We start from the raw sequence: 16,580 nt of genomic DNA on the forward strand, positions 1-16,580 counted from the left end.
CCAGGCTTCTTCCTCACGCCCTTGGATTATATATCCTCAGGGTTGCGGAGGTCAAAGAAGGTCCGCAGGTCCTGTCTGAAGTAATGTGGGTATGCTGGATCATTTTTAAAGAGTAAATTTTCTTTCCATCGTTCAAGCATGACTTGTTTTTCGTGAAAGAAGCGCGCCTCATGTTCGGGGCGGTCATCGCTCCCGCGGGAGTAACTCTCATGATGGATGGCTTCGGCTGTGGCACAATAGATGATGGTATGTCCACTTGAGCGGATTTTTAAGCAGAGATCGACATCATTATAAGCCACAGCGAGGGAGGTTTCATCAAACCCGCCGATTTCATCAAACAGGGTCCGTGGGACCATGAGAGCTGCACCGGTTACCGCTGTGACCTCATGGGTGAGGCGAATACGCCCAATATAGCCGAAATCCGTATTGGGTTGGAGGCGATGAACATGTACCCCAATGACCTCCGGCCCGACAGCGACCCCAGCATGTTGAATTGTTCCGTTAGGGTATAAAAGCCGTGCCCCTACAGCCCCAATTTTTGGTGAGGCGAGGGCCTCATGAACCATATTTGTGAGGAAGTCTGGCTGGGTGATGATAACATCATTATTGAGGAAAAGGAGCTGGTCACTTGTGCTTTGAGAGGCTGCACGGTTGTTGAGACGTGCATAATTGAAAGGTTCCTCCACCCGCAGGACAGAGACCTTTTTATGATTCTGGACGCTCTCCAACCAAGCGAGTGTATCTTTTTCTACAGAGAAATTATCGACCAAAATAATTTCAAATTGCCGATATTTTTGCGAGGCGAGCAAAGACTCGACACAATTACGCGTCATCTCTAGCTGATCACGGAAGGGGATGATGATGCTCACAGAGGGCTGCTTGCGGAAGGGCCATTGGATGGCATATAGGCTTAGCCGATCGATAGAGCTAACAGTGGCTTTAATCTTTTGGCGGTGGAGATGGGCTGTCACACACTCAACCCCCGCTTTTACAGCATAGCTCTTATTGCCGATATTGCTGGCGGTGGAGTTAGGCGTTTTGCGCCAATGATACAAAATCTCCGGTACATGATGGATGGCCTCGCGCGAGATGAGTTCCACCGCGCGGAGGAGGAAGTCATGGTCTTGTGCGCCATTATACTGCCCCTCTAGCGGGCCAATTTTGCGGACAAGATCGGCCTCCATAACAGTGAGATGGCAAATATAGTTACAGCCTAACAAATAGCGGTAATCGTAATCGGGCTTGAGGTTAGGCTCTAGGAAATGGCCTGCGGCATCCACTTTATCTTCATCACAATAAAGCAGTTTAGCCCCTGTTGTTAGGGCAGCGCGGACCATGCGCTCCAAAGCGACATCAACAAGGAGGTCGTCATGGTCAAAAAAGGCGATATATGCCCCACGGGCCGCTTTGATGGCCGCATTGGTAGCCCCAGCAATGCCTTGATTCTTCGGCAGGACGACAGAGCGAATGCGTTTATCGCTCTTGCAATAATCTTGGATGAGCTTTGTCGTGCGGGGGCATTCGCTGCCATCATCAACAAGGATGAGTTCCCAATGGGGGTAGGTTTGCCCAATAACGGACTCTACCGCAGCCCGGAAATCATCTTCATCAGGCCGCCATGTGGGGCAGAGGACGGAGATAAGAGGAGTTTCTTTGAGGGGATGAGCTTGCCGTTGGAGGGCGGTTTGCTCGCTAAGATGGGCATAATAACGGCGCGCCCAACGGTCATAATGTTGGAGGTTGAGAGGCCGTTTGGGGATGAGGTTATGTGTCTCTCGCCGTAAGGTAGTGAGTTGGCGATGGAGGTTAGCGATGGTGTTCTCAATCTGTACCAACTTGGCGGTGAGCTGGTCATCCACTAAGGCTGTGATAAAGGGGCTGCCTGCAAGGGGGGTGTGGTCTGGCAGGGTGGTAACGGTGAATGTGTGGGGGATACCATCGTGGAATTGTTGAGGGATGGGTACCTCAAAACCGCAATTTGGCTCACAATGAAGGGCTTCTGTAACATCGCCACGATAATGATTGGCGCGGAATGTTCCTAGGGAGATGCCATCTGCCTGAACAGAGATAACAACATTGCCCTCCCATGCTTCAGTGGGGCGATGTTGGGCAATGACCCAGCCGCGCAAAAACCCTTCATGCAGCCCATCAACACAACTTTTGTAATCTGTACGGGGGCATTGGGTAAAGGTGATGACCTCATGAGGGGTTAGGGGGTCCTCCTCATTAGGGAAGGGCAGAGCCGAGCGGTCCTCAAAGCGGATAGAGATTTCATGCGGCTCTTCATCAAAAGCGGCCTGAGGGAGTGTGAATTGAAAGCCCAGCTTCTCGCTCGGTGTGTGTAATGTCATGCGGACATCTTCGCGCGGGAGGTCGCATAATACTTGCATGACTTCCTGACCATCCATGATGACATGGATCTGAGCAGGTCGGAATGGGTTGCGTAAATTGATGGCCCATCCGCGGATAATGCCGCTATGGGTGTCTATGACGTCAACATAACCTCGGAATTGGCTGACAGGCAAAGACCCCTCCTATTTAAAGGTGTAAAACACAAAGTTTGTCATCAAGTTGCAATATAAGTGTGGCAGATGGATGACCGTCTCACCTAAATTATAGGGAAGTTAATAAAAAAACCAGCCATGATGCGTGAAACTGGCTTAATTGCTGCTCAGAGCGGTTGTTCTTTGCCAATGAGGGCGTTAATGCACGAAATGGGGCGGCACTAATGGTGGTGGTCGCCGTTGATGTTAAAATGGCCAAGGCTTCAGATAGATGCGCATGACGCCTGTAACGCGTTCCTCTCACCATAGAGTTGGGTTTGACACGGTCTTCCACGGGTTGCTCTGGCTATGTGCGATGCTTGTATTAGCCTCGCTAGGGGGTCTCATCCTGTTGATGGCAACAGGGGGATGGCAGGCTTTCACCGCTTTTGGGCTTGATTTCTTTACACGAACGTCTTGGAATCCCGTTAAGGATATATATGGGGTTCTAGCCCCGTTATTGGGCACTGTTGTTAGTACAGTCATTGCGATGTTAATTGCCGTCCCTCTGGCGTTTGGGACGGCTTTTTGGTTGGTTTATATTGCCTCCTCACGTTTTGCCTCAATTGTTGGGACAACCATCCAGCTTTTGGCGGCTGTGCCATCTATTATCTTCGGCATGTGGGGCTTCCAGACGATTGTCCCCTTCATTGCGCGTGATGTTCAGCCTTTTTTAAATCATCATTTTCGCCATACATCCATATTAGGGCCGATTCTCTCAGGCCCGCCCGTGGGGACGGGGCTTGTCACAGCGGGTATTATCCTTGCGATGATGATTGCGCCTTTCATCACCGCTGTGATGGTGGATGTGTTTGGGGCTGTACCGCCCATGCTGCGGGAGAGTGCTTATGGTCTTGGGGCCACACGCTGGGAGATGATGCGCAAGATTGTCGTGCCATGGTCGCGTAATGGGATGATTGGCGCGATTGTGCTGGGGATGGGGCGTGCCTTAGGTGAAACGATGGCGGTGACCTTCATCATCGGTAATGTGACGAGTGTTGGCTGGTCGCTCTTTGCCCCACGCAGTACGGTGGCCTCTTTGATTGCCCTACAGTTCCCAGAAAGTCCGGCGGGGTCTTTACGGCTTTCCTCACTGATGGCGTTGGGATTCATTCTTATGGTTTTGTCCTGTGTTAGCCTCGTGTTGGCGCGCTTGCTACGGGGGAAACGCTCATGAAGACGGGGAAGTCCGCTCTTATGCCCGCGCGTGATGATTGGCGGCCTAGTCGCAAGGCTGTGCGGCGGCGTGTTTGTAATAATCTCGCTACAGGGGCGAGTGTTATGGCAGGGTGTATCCTGCTCTTGGTGTTGGTCTCTATTTTATGGACGCTCTTACGCCATGGGCTAGAGGGTCTCTCTTGGGCGACATTGACGCGTACAATGGGACCGCCCGGATCTGGCGGGGGGTTAGCCAATGCGATTATCGGCAGCGTGATCCAAACGGGCTTGGCCTTATTGATGGCGGCCCCTGTTGGGTTGATGTGTGGGATTTACCTCTCCGAATATGGGCGGAAGGGGAATTATTTCGCCAGTGGGGTGCGGTTTGTAGCGGATGTGTTGATGTCTGCCCCGTCCATTTTGATAGGCTTGTTCATCTACCAGCTCTTGGTCGTGCCGATGGGCCATTTCTCTGGCCTAGCAGGGGCATTAGCCTTGGCGGTTTTGGCTCTGCCCCTGATTGTACGCACGACAGAAGATATGCTCCGACTCGTCCCTACAGCGATGAGGGAAGCTGGAGCGGCCTTAGGGGCGGCACGGTGGCGTGTTATTATCTTCCTTTGTTTACGCTCCGCGCGGAAGGGTGTGCTGACGGGGATTCTTCTCGCACTTGCGCGGATGGGTGGGGAGACGGCACCGCTTTTATTTACATCCTTGGGCAATCAAACCATGTCCACAGCGATGAATCGCCCTATGGCGAGCTTGCCGATAGCCATCTACCAATATGCTGGGGCCTCTTATGAGGACTGGGTGCAGCTGGCATGGACAGGGGCTTTGTTGGTGACCTTTGGCGTGCTTCTTATCAATATCACTGTGCGGCTTTCATCCCGTCACTGATGTCTAGGAGAGAGAGTTTCATGATGTCTGCTTCGATGCCATTTACCGAGCATCTCACCGGGTCATCAGGCGATGAGCCTGTTCAGGAGGTCGCCCTTTCTGTGCGGGGGGTTAATTTTTATTACGGCTCCCACCATGCTTTGCATGATATTTCGTTAGACTTCCCCGCACGTTGCGTTACCGCCATGATAGGCCCTAGCGGCTGCGGAAAATCCACCTTGTTGCGGATTTTTAACAAGATGTACGATCTCTATCCCGGCCAACGGGCAACGGGGGAGGTGATGTTTGATGGGCGCAATATCTTAGACGATTCGATTAGTCTTGATATGTTGCGTGCGCGTATTGGGATGGTCTTTCAAAAACCCACGCCTTTTCCGATGTCGATTTACGAGAACATTGCCTTTGGTGTGCGTCTGCATGAAAAATTGAGCCGTACGGAGATGGATGCGCGCGTGCAGGATGTTCTTACACGCGTGGCCTTGTGGAATGAGGTGCGTGATCGCCTCCATGCGCCAGCAACGGGGTTATCAGGCGGGCAGCAGCAGCGTTTATGCATTGCGCGTAGTATTGCCACCCGGCCTGAGGTTCTTTTGTTAGATGAGCCAACCTCTGCCTTGGACCCTATCTCCACCGCCCGGATTGAAGAATTGCTGGATGAGCTTAAAGAGGAGTTCACGATTGTTATTGTGACGCACAATATGCAGCAAGCAGCACGTTGTGCGGACCAAGTGGCATTCTTTTATCTAGGCCGTTTGATTGAGATGGACACGGCGGATCGTATTTTCACCAACCCGCGTCAGAAGCAGACGCAGGATTATATTACCGGTCGATTCGGTTGAGCGGGGAAGGGAGAAAGATTATGCCACATGAGCGTTCTCACATTGTTTCAAGCTACGAGCAGGAGCTAGACCAGCTGCGTACTATGATGGGGCAGATGGGACATATTGTGGAGGAACAAGTTACGCTTGCTCTCTCTGCCATAGCCGAGCATGACGAAGCCGCCGCTGACGAGGCAACGCGCCGCGACCCGGAGGTGGATGAGCTAGAGCGTGAGGTAGAAAGCCTTGTGATTCGCCTCTTAGCGTTGCGTAGTCCTATGGGGGCGGATTTGCGCGAGATTGTCGCCGCGTTGAAAATCACCGGAGATTTGGAGCGCATTGGTGATTATGCGGCCTCTATTGCGCGGAAGGCGATTAAAGCGGCTTCTAGTGAGGCGCAGATTTCATTTTCTGGCTTGCGGAGTATGTGCCGCCTTGTGCGGGATAATCTGAGCCGCACGGTAGAGGCTGTCATCCAACATGACCCGATTATGGCGATGGAGGTGTGGCACGCGGACCGTGGGGTGGATGAGCATTATGTGGCTCTTTTTCGTGAGCTTGTCACATATATGATGGAAGATGCGCGCAATATTCGCGCCTGCACGGAGCTGCTCTTTATTGCTAAAAATCTGGAGCGCATTGGTGACCACGCAACCAATGTAGCAGAGCGTGTTTTCTATGCTGTCACAGGGGAGAATTTACCACCAGAGCGGCCCCGTGGGGAAAACCCAATCCGTGCTGTGAGCAAAGAGGTGTAAGCTTTTCTCTTTAAGTTTTGTATCACGTTATGAAAATCCCCGGTCAGCTTATGGGCTAACCGGGGATTTTTTAATTAAAATGGTATGGCCTCGTTAGGAGGGCTCTGTAGAGCCATCCTCCTCGTCTTCATCTGTCTGGTTGCGTTTGAGCAAGACCCACCCGCCATAGAAAATGAGAGCGAGAATGGGGATAGAGCCAACAGTGATGGTGCCAGAGGGATAATCAAATGCCATCATCACTAGCACGAGCAAGAGAAAGGCGAGCGTAAGCCAACCTGTATAAGGGGCACCGGGCATAGAGAAGCTGGTAGTGGCAATCCGTCCCCGTTTAATGGCCCGATGCAGGCGGAGTTGGCAGAGCAGAATGGTCGCCCATGTACCCAAAATACCAAGAGAGGAGATGCTCAATACAATCTCAAAGATTTGCGTGGGGTATAGGTAGTTCATCAAAACACCCACGAGATAGATAAAGAGCGTCACACCAATGCCGACATAAGGCACAGCATTACGGTTGAGCTTGCTCATGGCACTAGGGGCAGACCCGCCGAGGGCTAAGGCGCGTAAAATGCGGCCTGTGGAATATAAGCCGGAATTAAGGCTGGAAAGAGCTGCTGTAAGGACCACAAAGTTCATGATGCTGTCAGAGGCGGGTAGGCCAAGCTTGTGGAAGAAGGTCACAAAAGGGCTTTCCCCACCATGATAGGCTGACCAAGGCATGAGGCAGACGAGCAGGGTGACAGAGCCTACATAGAAGAAAATAATACGCCAAATGACGCTGTTCACAGCATTGGGGACGACCTTGCGGGGGTTATCGCACTCCCCAGCAGCAATGCCGATGAGCTCCGTTGCGGCATAAGCGAAGATCACACCTTGGATGAGCATTAATGAGGCGACAACCCCATGGGGGAATAACCCGCCGGACTGTGTGATGAGATGAACCCCCGGGGTGTAAGGCCCAACATGGGTGCCGCTAAGAAGGATGTAGCCGCCTACTGTGAGGAAGATGACTAAGGTGAGAACTTTAACAAGAGAGAACCAGAACTCAATCTCACCAAAATAACGTACACCGGTAAGGTTTACCGCCCCGACAACAACAAGCGCACCAAGGGCAATCAACCATTGAGGGATGGCCCCAAAAATGGGCCAGTAATGGATGTAAAGCGCAATGGCGGTAATATCGACAATGCCCGTCATCGCCCAGTTGAGGAAGAAGAACCACCCCGCAGCATAGGCGGCTCCTTCCCCAAGGAACTCACGAGCATAGGTGACAAAACTCCCACTGCTTGGGCGGTACATTACAAGCTCGCCCATAGCGCGGAGAATCATAAAGGCGCAGAGACCGCAAATAGCATATGTGATGGCCAAAGATGGACCAACGACCTGAAGGCGCGAGCCTGCCCCAAGGAACAAGCCTGTACCAATCGCCCCCCCAATGGCGATCATTTGGACATGCCGCCGGCTTAAATCTTTTTGATACCCCTCATCACTGGTGGAGGTTGGGTCTGGGGTGGTTTGATCAGAGGAGGGTATAGTCATGCGTTCATCCTGCGATAGGGCTGTGTGCGGAGAAGGGCGCGGGTTAGTATTTCGCTCCTGTATGGTCTGCTATGTGTTATATGAATAGATTCTATAACTAACCCTTGGGACTTTGCCAATGGATGATGAGTTTAAAGCGAGATTTTAATAACCAATTACAGAGGCGTAATAATAAGCTGTTTTTATGACAGGGGGAGAGGGGTGCAGCCATGTAGGAAAATGCGTAATCCTTCTTCTAAATAACGCTGCAAATCGGCCTTGTTGCGTGCTGCTCCGCAATGGGCAAGGCGGGAGAGCATTGGCCCGCCAATGGTCAAGCCAAAGAGATGATCGGCGGCATCGGTGGCATTAGCGAAGGTGAGGGTGCCTGCCTCCTTTTGGGCTTGTAGCCAGTTTTGTATGTTCGTTTTACTGCCTGCGAGGTGAAAAAGCTCTGTCATGAGTTGTTGGATGGAGGGGGAGCGGTTTGTCTCCCCAATAATCGTGCGGAGAAGGCTGAGGCGTTTTTCACAGAGGAAAATATCAGCCATCTGAAAAATCATAAGGCGTAATTGGGATTCAAGGCTCTCATGAGGGTGAGGGGCAGGTGTAAAGGGGGGAAATAATTCTTCCAGAATGAGTTGTTCTATGAGATTCCGTTTGGACGGGAAAAAGAGATAGAGTGTTTTTTTAGACATGCCCGCTTGGTGGGCAATATGGTCCATTGTGGTATGGTGATAGCCTTGCTCCTGTAATAGAGTGCAGGCCACTTTGAGGATGGTGCTACGGCGGTCTAAATCCTGAGGGGTAGAAATGGCACCATACTCCTATTGACAGATGAGATAGAGGCTATAGCGGTCCTTTCATTATAGGAAAAGGGCTTGACCTGACAGATGGAAACTTATTAGTTTCCTCGCACTGCATGGTTTGTGTATAAAAGTATGAGAGACCCTGATGCAGGTAGCGTTATTTGCCTGTAGGTATAGTTTTCGGTTTTGCTAATCCTAAGAGAGCCAGTGTCATTTATGTCCATATGTCGCGTGTTTCCGGCTGTTTGTTTGTCTCGTATGGCTCTTTTGGGCGGGACAATGTTACTAGGCACCACCTTTTTAGCGGGCTGTCAGAAAAAGGCCCCGCATAAGGCTGCCGTGCAAGAGGTCGCTGTGGTGACCTTGCATAAGCAAAATGTCCCGATGGAGACCTCCCTCCCCGGCCGTGTGGAAGCCTATGAGCAAGCACAGATTCGCCCGCAGGTTGGTGGCGTGTTGGTCGAGCGTATGTTTGAGGAGGGGAAAGACGTTAAAGCTGGGCAGCAATTATTCCAGATTTACATTGCTCCCTTCCAGGCGGCGTATGACCAAGCGCGTGGACGGTTGATGGAAGCGCAGGCGAGTGCCATTCGTGCTCATGCGCAGTTGCGGCGGTATAAATCCCTTGTGGGCGCGCGGGCGGTAAGTCGGCAGGAATATGATGATGCCTTGGCGACAGCACGGCAAGCGGATGCAGAGGTTGTGCAGAGCCAAGCTGCGGTGGAGAGTGCGCAGGTTAATCTTAACTATACGCATGTTTATGCCCCGATTGATGGGCGCATTGGTCGGACGCTTTACACAGCAGGGATGCTGGTAACGGCGAATCAGAGCGATGCGATTGCGGTTGTGACCCGGTTAGACCCTATCTATGTGGATGTGAATCTCGCTGCAGAAGATATGATACGTCTGCGGCGGGAGCTGGCCTCTGGTCAGTTAGAGCGTAAAGGTAATGATGCTGCTGTAACGGTAGAGCTGCCTGATGGCTCTCTTTATGGGCATACAGGCCAGTTAGAACTTTCTGAAGTCACGGTGGACCCAGCAACAGGGACATTGGTCTTACGCGGGGTGATGCCTAACCCTGATAAATTGCTTTTGCCGGGGATGTTCGTGCATGCCCATATTAAGGAGGGCAGCGACCCTAATGCGCTCCTTGTGCCTCAATTAGCGGTGCAGAGGACCCATAAAGCAGAGCCTTATGTCATGGTGGTGGATAAACAAAATCATGTTCATTTGCGGATGGTGACGGTGGGGCAGACCATAGGGGCTAATTGGCAAGTTTTACATGGGCTGAGTGAGGGAGAGGCCGTGGTTATCTCTGGGCTACAGAAGATACGGGCCGAAGGTACAGTAAAGCCTCATGAAGCTGATAAAGCCGAACTGGGGCTGGAGTAAGAGCGTATGTCTTTATCGCGTTTCTTTATCGACCGCCCTGTTTTTGCGTGGGTGGTTGGGCTGATTATTATGCTTGTGGGTGGTGTCTCCATCACCCGTATGCCGATTGCCCAATATCCTACGATTGCCCCACCGCAAATTGCCGTTGCGGTGGATGACCCCGGGGCCTCCGCCGATACGGTGAATAACACGGTGGTGCAGCCGATTCTCCAACAAATGTCCGGGTTGGACCATTTGGAGTATCTATCGGCACAGTCCTACGGCAATGGGCATATGGAAATTGACCTAACCTTTGAGCAAGGGACAAACCCCGATATTGCTCAGGTGCAGGTGCAAAATAAATTACAGCTCGCCCAACCGCGCCTCCCGCCGGAAGTGGTCAATCAAGGTTTGAGTGTCACAAAGGCTGCCAAGAACTTTATGATGGTGATTGGCTTTATCTCCACCGATGGCAGCATGAGCGGGAAGGACCTTTCCGATTACGTGGCCTCTAACGTGATGGACCCTCTCTCGCGTATTTCTGGGGTGGGGGACCATACGCTCTTTGGCTCCGAATATGCCATGCGTATTTGGATGGACCCTGATAAGCTGTATAAATATGGCCTGACAGTTGCTGATGTACAGCATGCGGTGCAGAATCAGAATATTCAGGTTGCCTCAGGGGAGCTAGGCGGCCTACCAGCACAAAAATCTGTAGGGTTTGATGCCACTATCATCGGTCCCGTCCGCCTGACAGACCCGGCGCAATTTAGCGATATGCTGCTGAAGGTCCAACAAGATGGCAGCCAAGTGCGGATGCGCGATATTGGGCGTGTGGAGCTAGGCTCACAGAGCTATAATTTCACATCCCGGTATAATAATGAACCCGCCACAGCCCTAGCCCTCAAGCTCGCCCCCGGGGCGAACCAGATGGTGACAGAAGATGCCGTGCGCGCGGAGATTAATCATCTCTCCCAGTTCTTCCCTAAAGGGGTGAAGGTGGTTTACCCGCTGGATACAGAGCCTTTCATCACGCATTCGATTGAGGAAGTGATTGAGACATTGGTGGAAGCCATCATTCTGGTTTTTGTCGTGATGCTCGTCTTTCTTCAAAATTTCCGCGCGACATTAATCCCGACCATCGCCGTGCCGGTGGTGTTGCTGGGGACGTTTGGGTTGCTGTCCATCATGGGGTACAGCATCAACACCTTGACGATGTTGGCTATGGTCCTCGCAGTGGGGCTATTGGTGGATGATGCCATCGTGGTGGTGGAGAATGTCGAACGTGTGATGAGCGAGAAGCATCTCCCCCCGCGTGAGGCAGCGCGTGAATCGATGGATGAAATCTCCGGCGCGTTGGTGGGGATTGTGTTGGTCCTTACAGCGGTCTTTTTACCTATGGCCGCTTTTGGTGGGTCCACCGGGGTGATTTACCGGCAATTCTCCATCACGGTTGTGGCGGCTATGTGGTTGTCTGTCCTCGTAGCGATGATTATGACACCCTCTCTTTGCGCTACGATGTTAAAGCCAACCAATCATGAGGTCCATTTTCGCCCAGCGATCTGGTTTAATAATGGCTTTGAGTGGCTAACGCATCGCTATATAGGCGGGGTGCGGCATTTATTGCGTTTACGGCTCCCGGCGATGTTAGTGTTTTTAGGCCTAACGCTGCTTGTGGGCTATATGTTCATCAAGGTTCCAACAGGCTTCTTACCTGATGAAGACCAAGCCCTTATTTTTGGGCAGATTAGTACACCACCAGGGGCTACTGATGCACAGATGGGGGTAATTAACCATCGCATCACCGATTATGTACTAAAAACATATAGCCATGATGTTGAATCTGTTTTTACGATGAATGGCTTTAGCTTTGCAGGGCAGGGGCAAAATGCTGGGGCGTTCTTTATCCGGCTGAAGCCATGGGATAAGCGACCGGGCTATAAACATTCCAGCATGGCGATTGCTAGTGAGATCATGAAGCATTTTGCTGGTGACCCTGCGGCGCAGATTTATGCTCTTAATCCCCCTGCGGTGATGGAGCTTGGTAATGCGACTGGCTTTGACTTAGAGCTTGAGGATAATGGTCATATTGGCCATCAAGCCTTCCTTGCGGCGCGTAATAAATTGCTTGATGAAGCGAAGAAGAACCCGTTGCTTGTGGCTGTGCGCCCAATGGGGTTGGAAGATGCGCCGCAATTTGTGTTGGACTTAAACCGTGAGAAAGCTAACGCGCAGGGCATTACCAACGAGGATATTAATACGACCATTCAGGGGGCTTTAGGCTCGATTTATGTGAATCAATTCACCCGGAATGACCGTGTAAAACAGGTATATATTCAAGGTGAATCTTTTGCCCGCATGAGGCCAGAAGACCTCAATCGCTGGTATATCCGCAATAATCTTGGCGAGTTAGTGCCCTTTAACGCTTTTGCCTCTGGCCATTGGATTGTAGGGCCGCAGAAGGTGGAGAATTATAACGGCCTTAATTCTTACGAGATTCAGGGTGTGCCTGCGGCAGGGGTAAGTGCTGGTCGTGCCGTTGCGGAGATAGAGGCCATCCTAAAAACGCTGCCCCCCGGCGTCGGGCATGAATGGACAGGTCTCACTTTTGAGCAATTAGCCTCTGGCAATGCTACAGGGCCGCTTTACGCGCTGGCAGTGATTGTGATTTTGCTCTGCCTAGCTGCTTTGTATGAAAGTTGGGCGATTCCTTTCTCCGTATTGCTGGTGCTGCCTTTGGGTGTCTTAGGGGCGATTGCCTCCACCCTATGGCGAGGGCTGAGCAATGATGTGTATTTCCAAGTCGGGTTGCTGACCACTGTTGGGTTGGCTGTCAAAAACGCCATTCTGATTGTTGAATTCGCCAAGGCCTTTTATGAAAGCGGCGATACGTTAGAAGAGGCTGTGTTGAAAGCGGGGCAAGAGCGTTTACGCCCTATTTTGATGACCTCTATCGCCTTTGTATGCGGTGTGTTTCCTTTGGCGATTGCCACCGGGGCCGGGGCTGCGGCGCGTGTAGCGATTGGGACCTGCGTTGTCGGGGGGATGATTACGGCAACGGTGTTGGCTGTGTATTTCGTCCCCATCTTTTTTGTCGTGGTGTTGCGGCTTTTTCGCGTCAAACGTCTTTCAGAGCGGCATGAAGCTGGGCAGGAAGGAGGCCAAGCATGAGCCTTTATAGCACAAAACGGAGCCTCACTTACGGGGTGATGGCTGTGGGCAGTATGCTGCTTGCCTCGTGCAATTTATCCCCGAAATATCACCGCCCAGACCCCGCCGTTGCGCAGAAATACCCAGCCGATGCGGAGTTAAAGCCTGGCCAGCCGGTACATCAGCGTGTCTCCGACCTTGGGTGGGAGGATTTCTTTACAGACCCCCGCTTAAAGGCCCTTATCACTCTGGCTTTGACCAATAACCGAGACCTCGCCGCGCAGATGGCGGCAGTCGCGGCAGAGCGTGGGCAGTATCAAGTACAGAATGCCGCCCTTTTCCCGACCATTTCGGCTGGTGGGGGAGCCCAATATGTGGGGCCATCGGATACGGCGGGCTTTGCCTTTGCGCCGGGTTCTGGCCGCTCAATTTCTACATTGCGTTTTTATCAGACATCCATTGGGTTCTCATCTTACGAGATTGACCTATGGGGGCGTATTCGCAATATGGCGCGCGCCCAGCAGGAGCAAACATTAAGTGCGGCTGAGAATCTGCGTAACCTGTGGCTGACGACAGTTTCGCAGGTGGCAAGTACATATATTCAATGGTTGGCTGATAAGCGATTGCTAGACCTTGCGCGCAATACAGCGCGGACGCGGGCCGATACATGGCGGTTGAATGACCTTAAGTTTAAGCATGATGAGTTAGATGCGCTCACTCTCGCCCAAAGTGCGGCGGAGTTAGAGCAAGCACGCTCTGATGAGGAGAAAGAGACGCGGGCCGTTGCTGATGATGAACATTCCTTACAACTTTTAGTCGGCACGCCCTTGCCGGCGAATCTGCCCCCGGCTTTGCCGATGGGCCGACAAACGATGATTGCGGAATTACCGGCGGGTTTGCCGTCCGACCTTTTAGAGCAACGGCCTGATATTATGGCTGCAGAGCATCTGTTATTGGGGGCGAATGCCTCCGTTGGTGCGGCGCGGGCGGCCTTCTTCCCACGGGTAACCCTTACAGCGAATGAGGGGACAAGCTCGCTGCAATTTCGCAAGCTCTTTAGCCATTTGGCCGAAACATGGGGTGTCTCCCCTAATATAAGCATCCCCTTGCTCACATGGGGTGTGAATCAGGGGAACTTACGGACAGCAAAAGCACGGCTTGCGCAGAATGTGGCGCAATATCAAAAAGCTGTGCAATCGGCATTTCGAGAAGTATCCGATGCGTTGACAGCGCGGGAGACTTATCGCCGGCAAGATGAACATATGGTTGTTTTAGAGACACAAACCCAACGGGCTTACGACCTCGCCCGGATGCGCTATCGTGCGGGGATCGATAATTATCTAACCACCTTGGTGCAGGAGCGTCAGCTTTACCAAGCCCAGCAGAGCCGTATTGTTGTGGAGGCGGCACGGTTCCAAAATATGGTAACCCTTTATCGTGCATTAGGTGGGGGGTGGAGTCGTAAGAGCCAAGGGCAGAAGTAACGTACGCGCCGCATTGCGGTGGGTGAGGAGAGAGGCAATGGGTTTGGTAAAGACGCTCGGTTTAGGGCTAGGGCTGATGGCTCTGATGATAGGCAGTGCGGGGCTTAGTTATGCTGATGATGGGGCTGATGGGCTAGATAGTGTTGTGCGTAAGCCCATGCCCAAAACCAGCTTGCCGCGTGTTCATGCTGATTACAGCATGTTCCATTTTGTCCCACGCGGGGATGAGGTGACGATTCAGCCAGAGCATGGGCGGTTGATTTTTCGTAAAAAGAGTGGCGTGCCTGATGGCTATGCCGAGCGGCGCGGTGCGGCGATTGTCTATTATGATTCCACAGGTAAAGCGGTGCGGATTCAGCGTCTCACCCCTGAGGAGCTGGACCGGATGACCCAATAAAGGGTCGTCGCTTTTTAGGCCTTCCACCGCCAATAGCCATAGAGGCCGAGAAGGGTATAGCCCCCGTAAAGCAAAGCGGTAATGCTGAGCGAACGGCTGAAGAAAAGCCCTGTATAAATTACATCAATCCCTGCCCAGAGCAGCCAGCTTATGCGGTGCCGCCGTGCGGTCCATAATTGGGCGAGCAAGCTGGCCCCGCTTAGGCCGCCATCAAGGAGGGGGGCTGGGTCGTCACTCCAACAGCGCAGGGCTATAACCCATAAGGTGGAGAGGATAAAAAAGCCAAGCGTCTCTATGATGGCTTTTTTGAGGGCCAGCGGCTGGGGCGGGAGGGTGTTTTGCCGTGCTTTATCCCGTGCCCATAGAGCCCAGCCATAAAGGATGGTGAGGCTAAACACCCCTTGCAATATGGTATCGGCATAAAGGCGGGCATGGAAAAAGACCCAGCCATAAAGAAAGGTCGCTAGGAGGGAAATTGGCCAGCCGATGAGGCAGCGTTGGGCGGTTAGCCATACCCCACTTGCACTAAAGCACGCAGCGATAAGCTCCATCATTTAACATGTCTCCAACATGCTTAGGAGGGTACGCCCTGTGGGGGAATGGAACCATTCTGCATGGCCGATGAGATAATCCCGCCAAGAAATCTCTGCCGCTGCTTGGTTATGGAGCGTATGGCCGTAATAAGCCGTTTCAGAGAGGGCAAAGGTCACATGGCAGAGGGGGAGCCAGCGTGCTGTGAGGTGTCGTTCTACGAGGCTTCTTGGACGCTGGGCATCATAAGCGTGGAGGAAGGCGCGTAGCTGCTCCTCATGCACGGTGGGGGAGCTGTCAGGGGCGAGCCAGCTAATGAAGCTACGCTCTATCGCTACAGCGAGGTCAAAAGCGGCACTGGTTTGGTCACACATGCCGAAATCGAAGATACGCACGGCGGTGAGGTCTTGCCCCTCATTCTGCCATAAGAGATTTGCCCCATGCCAATCACCATGTCCCCAAAGGGGGCGGTCATGCGGTAAGAGGGGGCGTAAGGCCTGATGAAATGGCTCTAAAAGGGGCAGAACGTCAGAGCGTACATCCTCAAGGGAGTAAAGTGATGTAAGGCCCTTTTGCTGTGCTGCCCAAGGGAGGAGTGTATCGTCTAAGGATGGCCCGAGCAGGGGATGGCGGATGGAGGTGAGGGGGGGATTATGGCGCGGGGGCGCATCATACCCCGCACTAGCGTGATGTAATTGGGCAAGGAGCCGCCCGCTAGAGGCCGCTTGGGGCGTGCTTTTATAAGGCCGCCATGATTCAAGCCCGCGATAAGCATCGTGCTCGGCAAAGAGGGGAAAGGCCTCATAAATATAATGCCCTTCTGCTTTGGCGGTGGTGCCATCCTCCATAGGGAGTGGGGCGCATACGGCTAGCCCTTGCGCTGCGAGATGTTGGGCAAAGCGATGTTCCTCTGTCACTGTGCGGGCGGAGCGCAAAGCCCGCCCATGCCGTTTGAGGAAGATATGCTGGCCATCCTGCAACGCGATGATGGCCGAGGCAGAAAAGGGCCGCTGGCTATGCCAGAGGATAGGATCGTTAGCGGGATGCATGCCCCAATGAGGCAAGAGAGTTGCTACATCAGCGCGCGTAAGGGCGGGCCACACACAGCTATTATAGCCGCTCTCTAAGCCAAGGGGGCGTGCAGACATA

Annotated in this window: 13 protein-coding genes; 8 read left to right on the plus strand and 5 right to left on the minus strand. The window is 52.7% G+C overall.

Annotated elements, in window-relative coordinates; genetic code table 11:
• Nucleotides 1-26 precede the first annotated feature (26 nt).
• Nucleotides 27-2,525, minus strand: coding sequence for a glycosyltransferase (locus GM556_RS00110; RefSeq protein ID WP_155578904.1), 2,499 nt, complete (start codon nt 2,523-2,525; stop codon nt 27-29).
• A 250-nt stretch (nt 2,526-2,775) separates the two neighbouring features.
• Here GM556_RS00110 and pstC point away from each other — a divergent pair, with 250 nt between their 5' ends.
• Genes pstC through phoU form a run of 4 tightly spaced genes read left to right on the plus strand, consistent with a single transcriptional unit; the run spans nt 2,776 to nt 6,174 of the window.
• The gene (gene pstC / locus GM556_RS00115) at nt 2,776-3,720 is read left to right on the plus strand and encodes a phosphate ABC transporter permease subunit PstC (protein WP_155573952.1); all 945 of its coding nucleotides are present in this window, start codon (nt 2,776-2,778) and stop codon (nt 3,718-3,720) included.
• A 20-nt stretch (nt 3,721-3,740) separates the two neighbouring features.
• Nucleotides 3,741-4,598, plus strand: a complete 858-nt coding sequence (gene pstA / locus GM556_RS00120) for a phosphate ABC transporter permease PstA (protein WP_155573979.1) — start codon at nt 3,741-3,743, stop codon at nt 4,596-4,598.
• A gap of 35 nt (nt 4,599-4,633) precedes the next feature.
• The gene (pstB, locus tag GM556_RS00125) at nt 4,634-5,437 is read left to right on the plus strand and encodes a phosphate ABC transporter ATP-binding protein PstB (protein ID WP_155578922.1); all 804 of its coding nucleotides are present in this window, start codon (nt 4,634-4,636) and stop codon (nt 5,435-5,437) included.
• Nucleotides 5,438-5,457: 20 nt separating this feature from the next.
• Nucleotides 5,458-6,174, plus strand: a complete 717-nt coding sequence (gene phoU, locus GM556_RS00130) for a phosphate signaling complex protein PhoU (RefSeq protein WP_155573951.1) — start codon at nt 5,458-5,460, stop codon at nt 6,172-6,174.
• 93 nt (nt 6,175-6,267) lie between these two features.
• Here the strand turns inward: phoU and GM556_RS00135 are convergent, their stop codons facing one another.
• A complete protein-coding gene (locus GM556_RS00135) occupies nt 6,268-7,710 on the minus strand; it encodes an amino acid permease (RefSeq protein ID WP_155578905.1) in 1,443 nt (480 codons plus the stop codon).
• 182 nt (nt 7,711-7,892) lie between these two features.
• Nucleotides 7,893-8,459, minus strand: coding sequence for a TetR/AcrR family transcriptional regulator (locus tag GM556_RS08785; protein WP_155578906.1), 567 nt, complete (start codon nt 8,457-8,459; stop codon nt 7,893-7,895).
• A 297-nt stretch (nt 8,460-8,756) separates the two neighbouring features.
• Here GM556_RS08785 and GM556_RS00145 point away from each other — a divergent pair, with 297 nt between their 5' ends.
• From GM556_RS00145 to GM556_RS00160, 4 genes are read left to right on the plus strand one after another with little or no spacing between them, the layout of a single operon-like run.
• Nucleotides 8,757-9,890 (plus strand): efflux RND transporter periplasmic adaptor subunit, encoded by a 1,134-nt coding sequence (locus GM556_RS00145; protein ID WP_230873218.1) that lies wholly within the window; start codon nt 8,757-8,759, stop codon nt 9,888-9,890.
• A gap of 6 nt (nt 9,891-9,896) precedes the next feature.
• Entirely contained in the window at nt 9,897-13,040 is a 3,144-nt protein-coding gene (locus tag GM556_RS00150; RefSeq protein ID WP_155578908.1) for an efflux RND transporter permease subunit, read from the plus strand.
• Nucleotides 13,037-14,503 carry an efflux transporter outer membrane subunit gene (locus GM556_RS00155; protein WP_196424740.1) on the plus strand — a complete coding sequence of 489 codons (1,467 nt, stop codon included), beginning with the start codon at nt 13,037-13,039 and terminating at the stop codon, nt 14,501-14,503. Before GM556_RS00150 ends, GM556_RS00155 begins: the two co-directional genes overlap by 4 nt.
• Before the next feature lie 37 nt (nt 14,504-14,540).
• Complete coding sequence (locus GM556_RS00160; protein WP_099027492.1) at nt 14,541-14,900, plus strand: hypothetical protein; 360 nt, start codon at nt 14,541-14,543, stop codon at nt 14,898-14,900.
• A gap of 14 nt (nt 14,901-14,914) precedes the next feature.
• On the opposite strand, the gene pnuC is transcribed toward GM556_RS00160, so the two are convergent.
• Both pnuC and GM556_RS00170 read right to left on the minus strand, forming a co-directional pair.
• Nucleotides 14,915-15,454 carry a nicotinamide riboside transporter PnuC gene (gene pnuC, locus GM556_RS00165; RefSeq protein ID WP_155573946.1) on the minus strand — a complete coding sequence of 180 codons (540 nt, stop codon included), beginning with the start codon at nt 15,452-15,454 and terminating at the stop codon, nt 14,915-14,917.
• Complete coding sequence (locus GM556_RS00170; RefSeq protein ID WP_155578909.1) at nt 15,455-16,579, minus strand: phosphotransferase enzyme family protein; 1,125 nt, start codon at nt 16,577-16,579, stop codon at nt 15,455-15,457. It lies immediately after the preceding gene.
• Between the last annotated feature and the right edge of the window lies 1 nt (nt 16,580).

The sequence above is a fragment of the Bombella sp. ESL0378 genome (assembly GCF_009725845.1).
GTDB classification, from domain to species: Bacteria; Pseudomonadota; Alphaproteobacteria; order Acetobacterales; family Acetobacteraceae; genus Bombella; species Bombella pollinis.

Bases quoted from the DNA above. Each gene is read 5' to 3' on its own strand.
- pstC (WP_155573952.1), top strand. From the start codon at position 2,776: ATGCGCATGACGCCTGTAACGCGTTCCTCTCACCATAGAGTTGGGTTT.
- pstA (WP_155573979.1), top strand. From the start codon at position 3,741: ATGCCCGCGCGTGATGATTGGCGGCCTAGTCGCAAGGCTGTGCGGCGG.
- pstB (WP_155578922.1), top strand. From the start codon at position 4,634: ATGCCATTTACCGAGCATCTCACCGGGTCATCAGGCGATGAGCCTGTT.
- phoU (WP_155573951.1), top strand. From the start codon at position 5,458: ATGCCACATGAGCGTTCTCACATTGTTTCAAGCTACGAGCAGGAGCTA.
- GM556_RS00135 (WP_155578905.1), bottom strand. From the start codon at position 7,710: ATGACTATACCCTCCTCTGATCAAACCACCCCAGACCCAACCTCCACC.
- GM556_RS00145 (WP_230873218.1), top strand. From the start codon at position 8,757: ATGGCTCTTTTGGGCGGGACAATGTTACTAGGCACCACCTTTTTAGCG.
- GM556_RS00150 (WP_155578908.1), top strand. From the start codon at position 9,897: ATGTCTTTATCGCGTTTCTTTATCGACCGCCCTGTTTTTGCGTGGGTG.
- GM556_RS00155 (WP_196424740.1), top strand. From the start codon at position 13,037: ATGAGCCTTTATAGCACAAAACGGAGCCTCACTTACGGGGTGATGGCT.
- GM556_RS00160 (WP_099027492.1), top strand. From the start codon at position 14,541: ATGGGTTTGGTAAAGACGCTCGGTTTAGGGCTAGGGCTGATGGCTCTG.
- pnuC (WP_155573946.1), bottom strand. From the start codon at position 15,454: ATGATGGAGCTTATCGCTGCGTGCTTTAGTGCAAGTGGGGTATGGCTA.
- GM556_RS00170 (WP_155578909.1), bottom strand. From the start codon at position 16,579: ATGTCTGCACGCCCCCTTGGCTTAGAGAGCGGCTATAATAGCTGTGTG.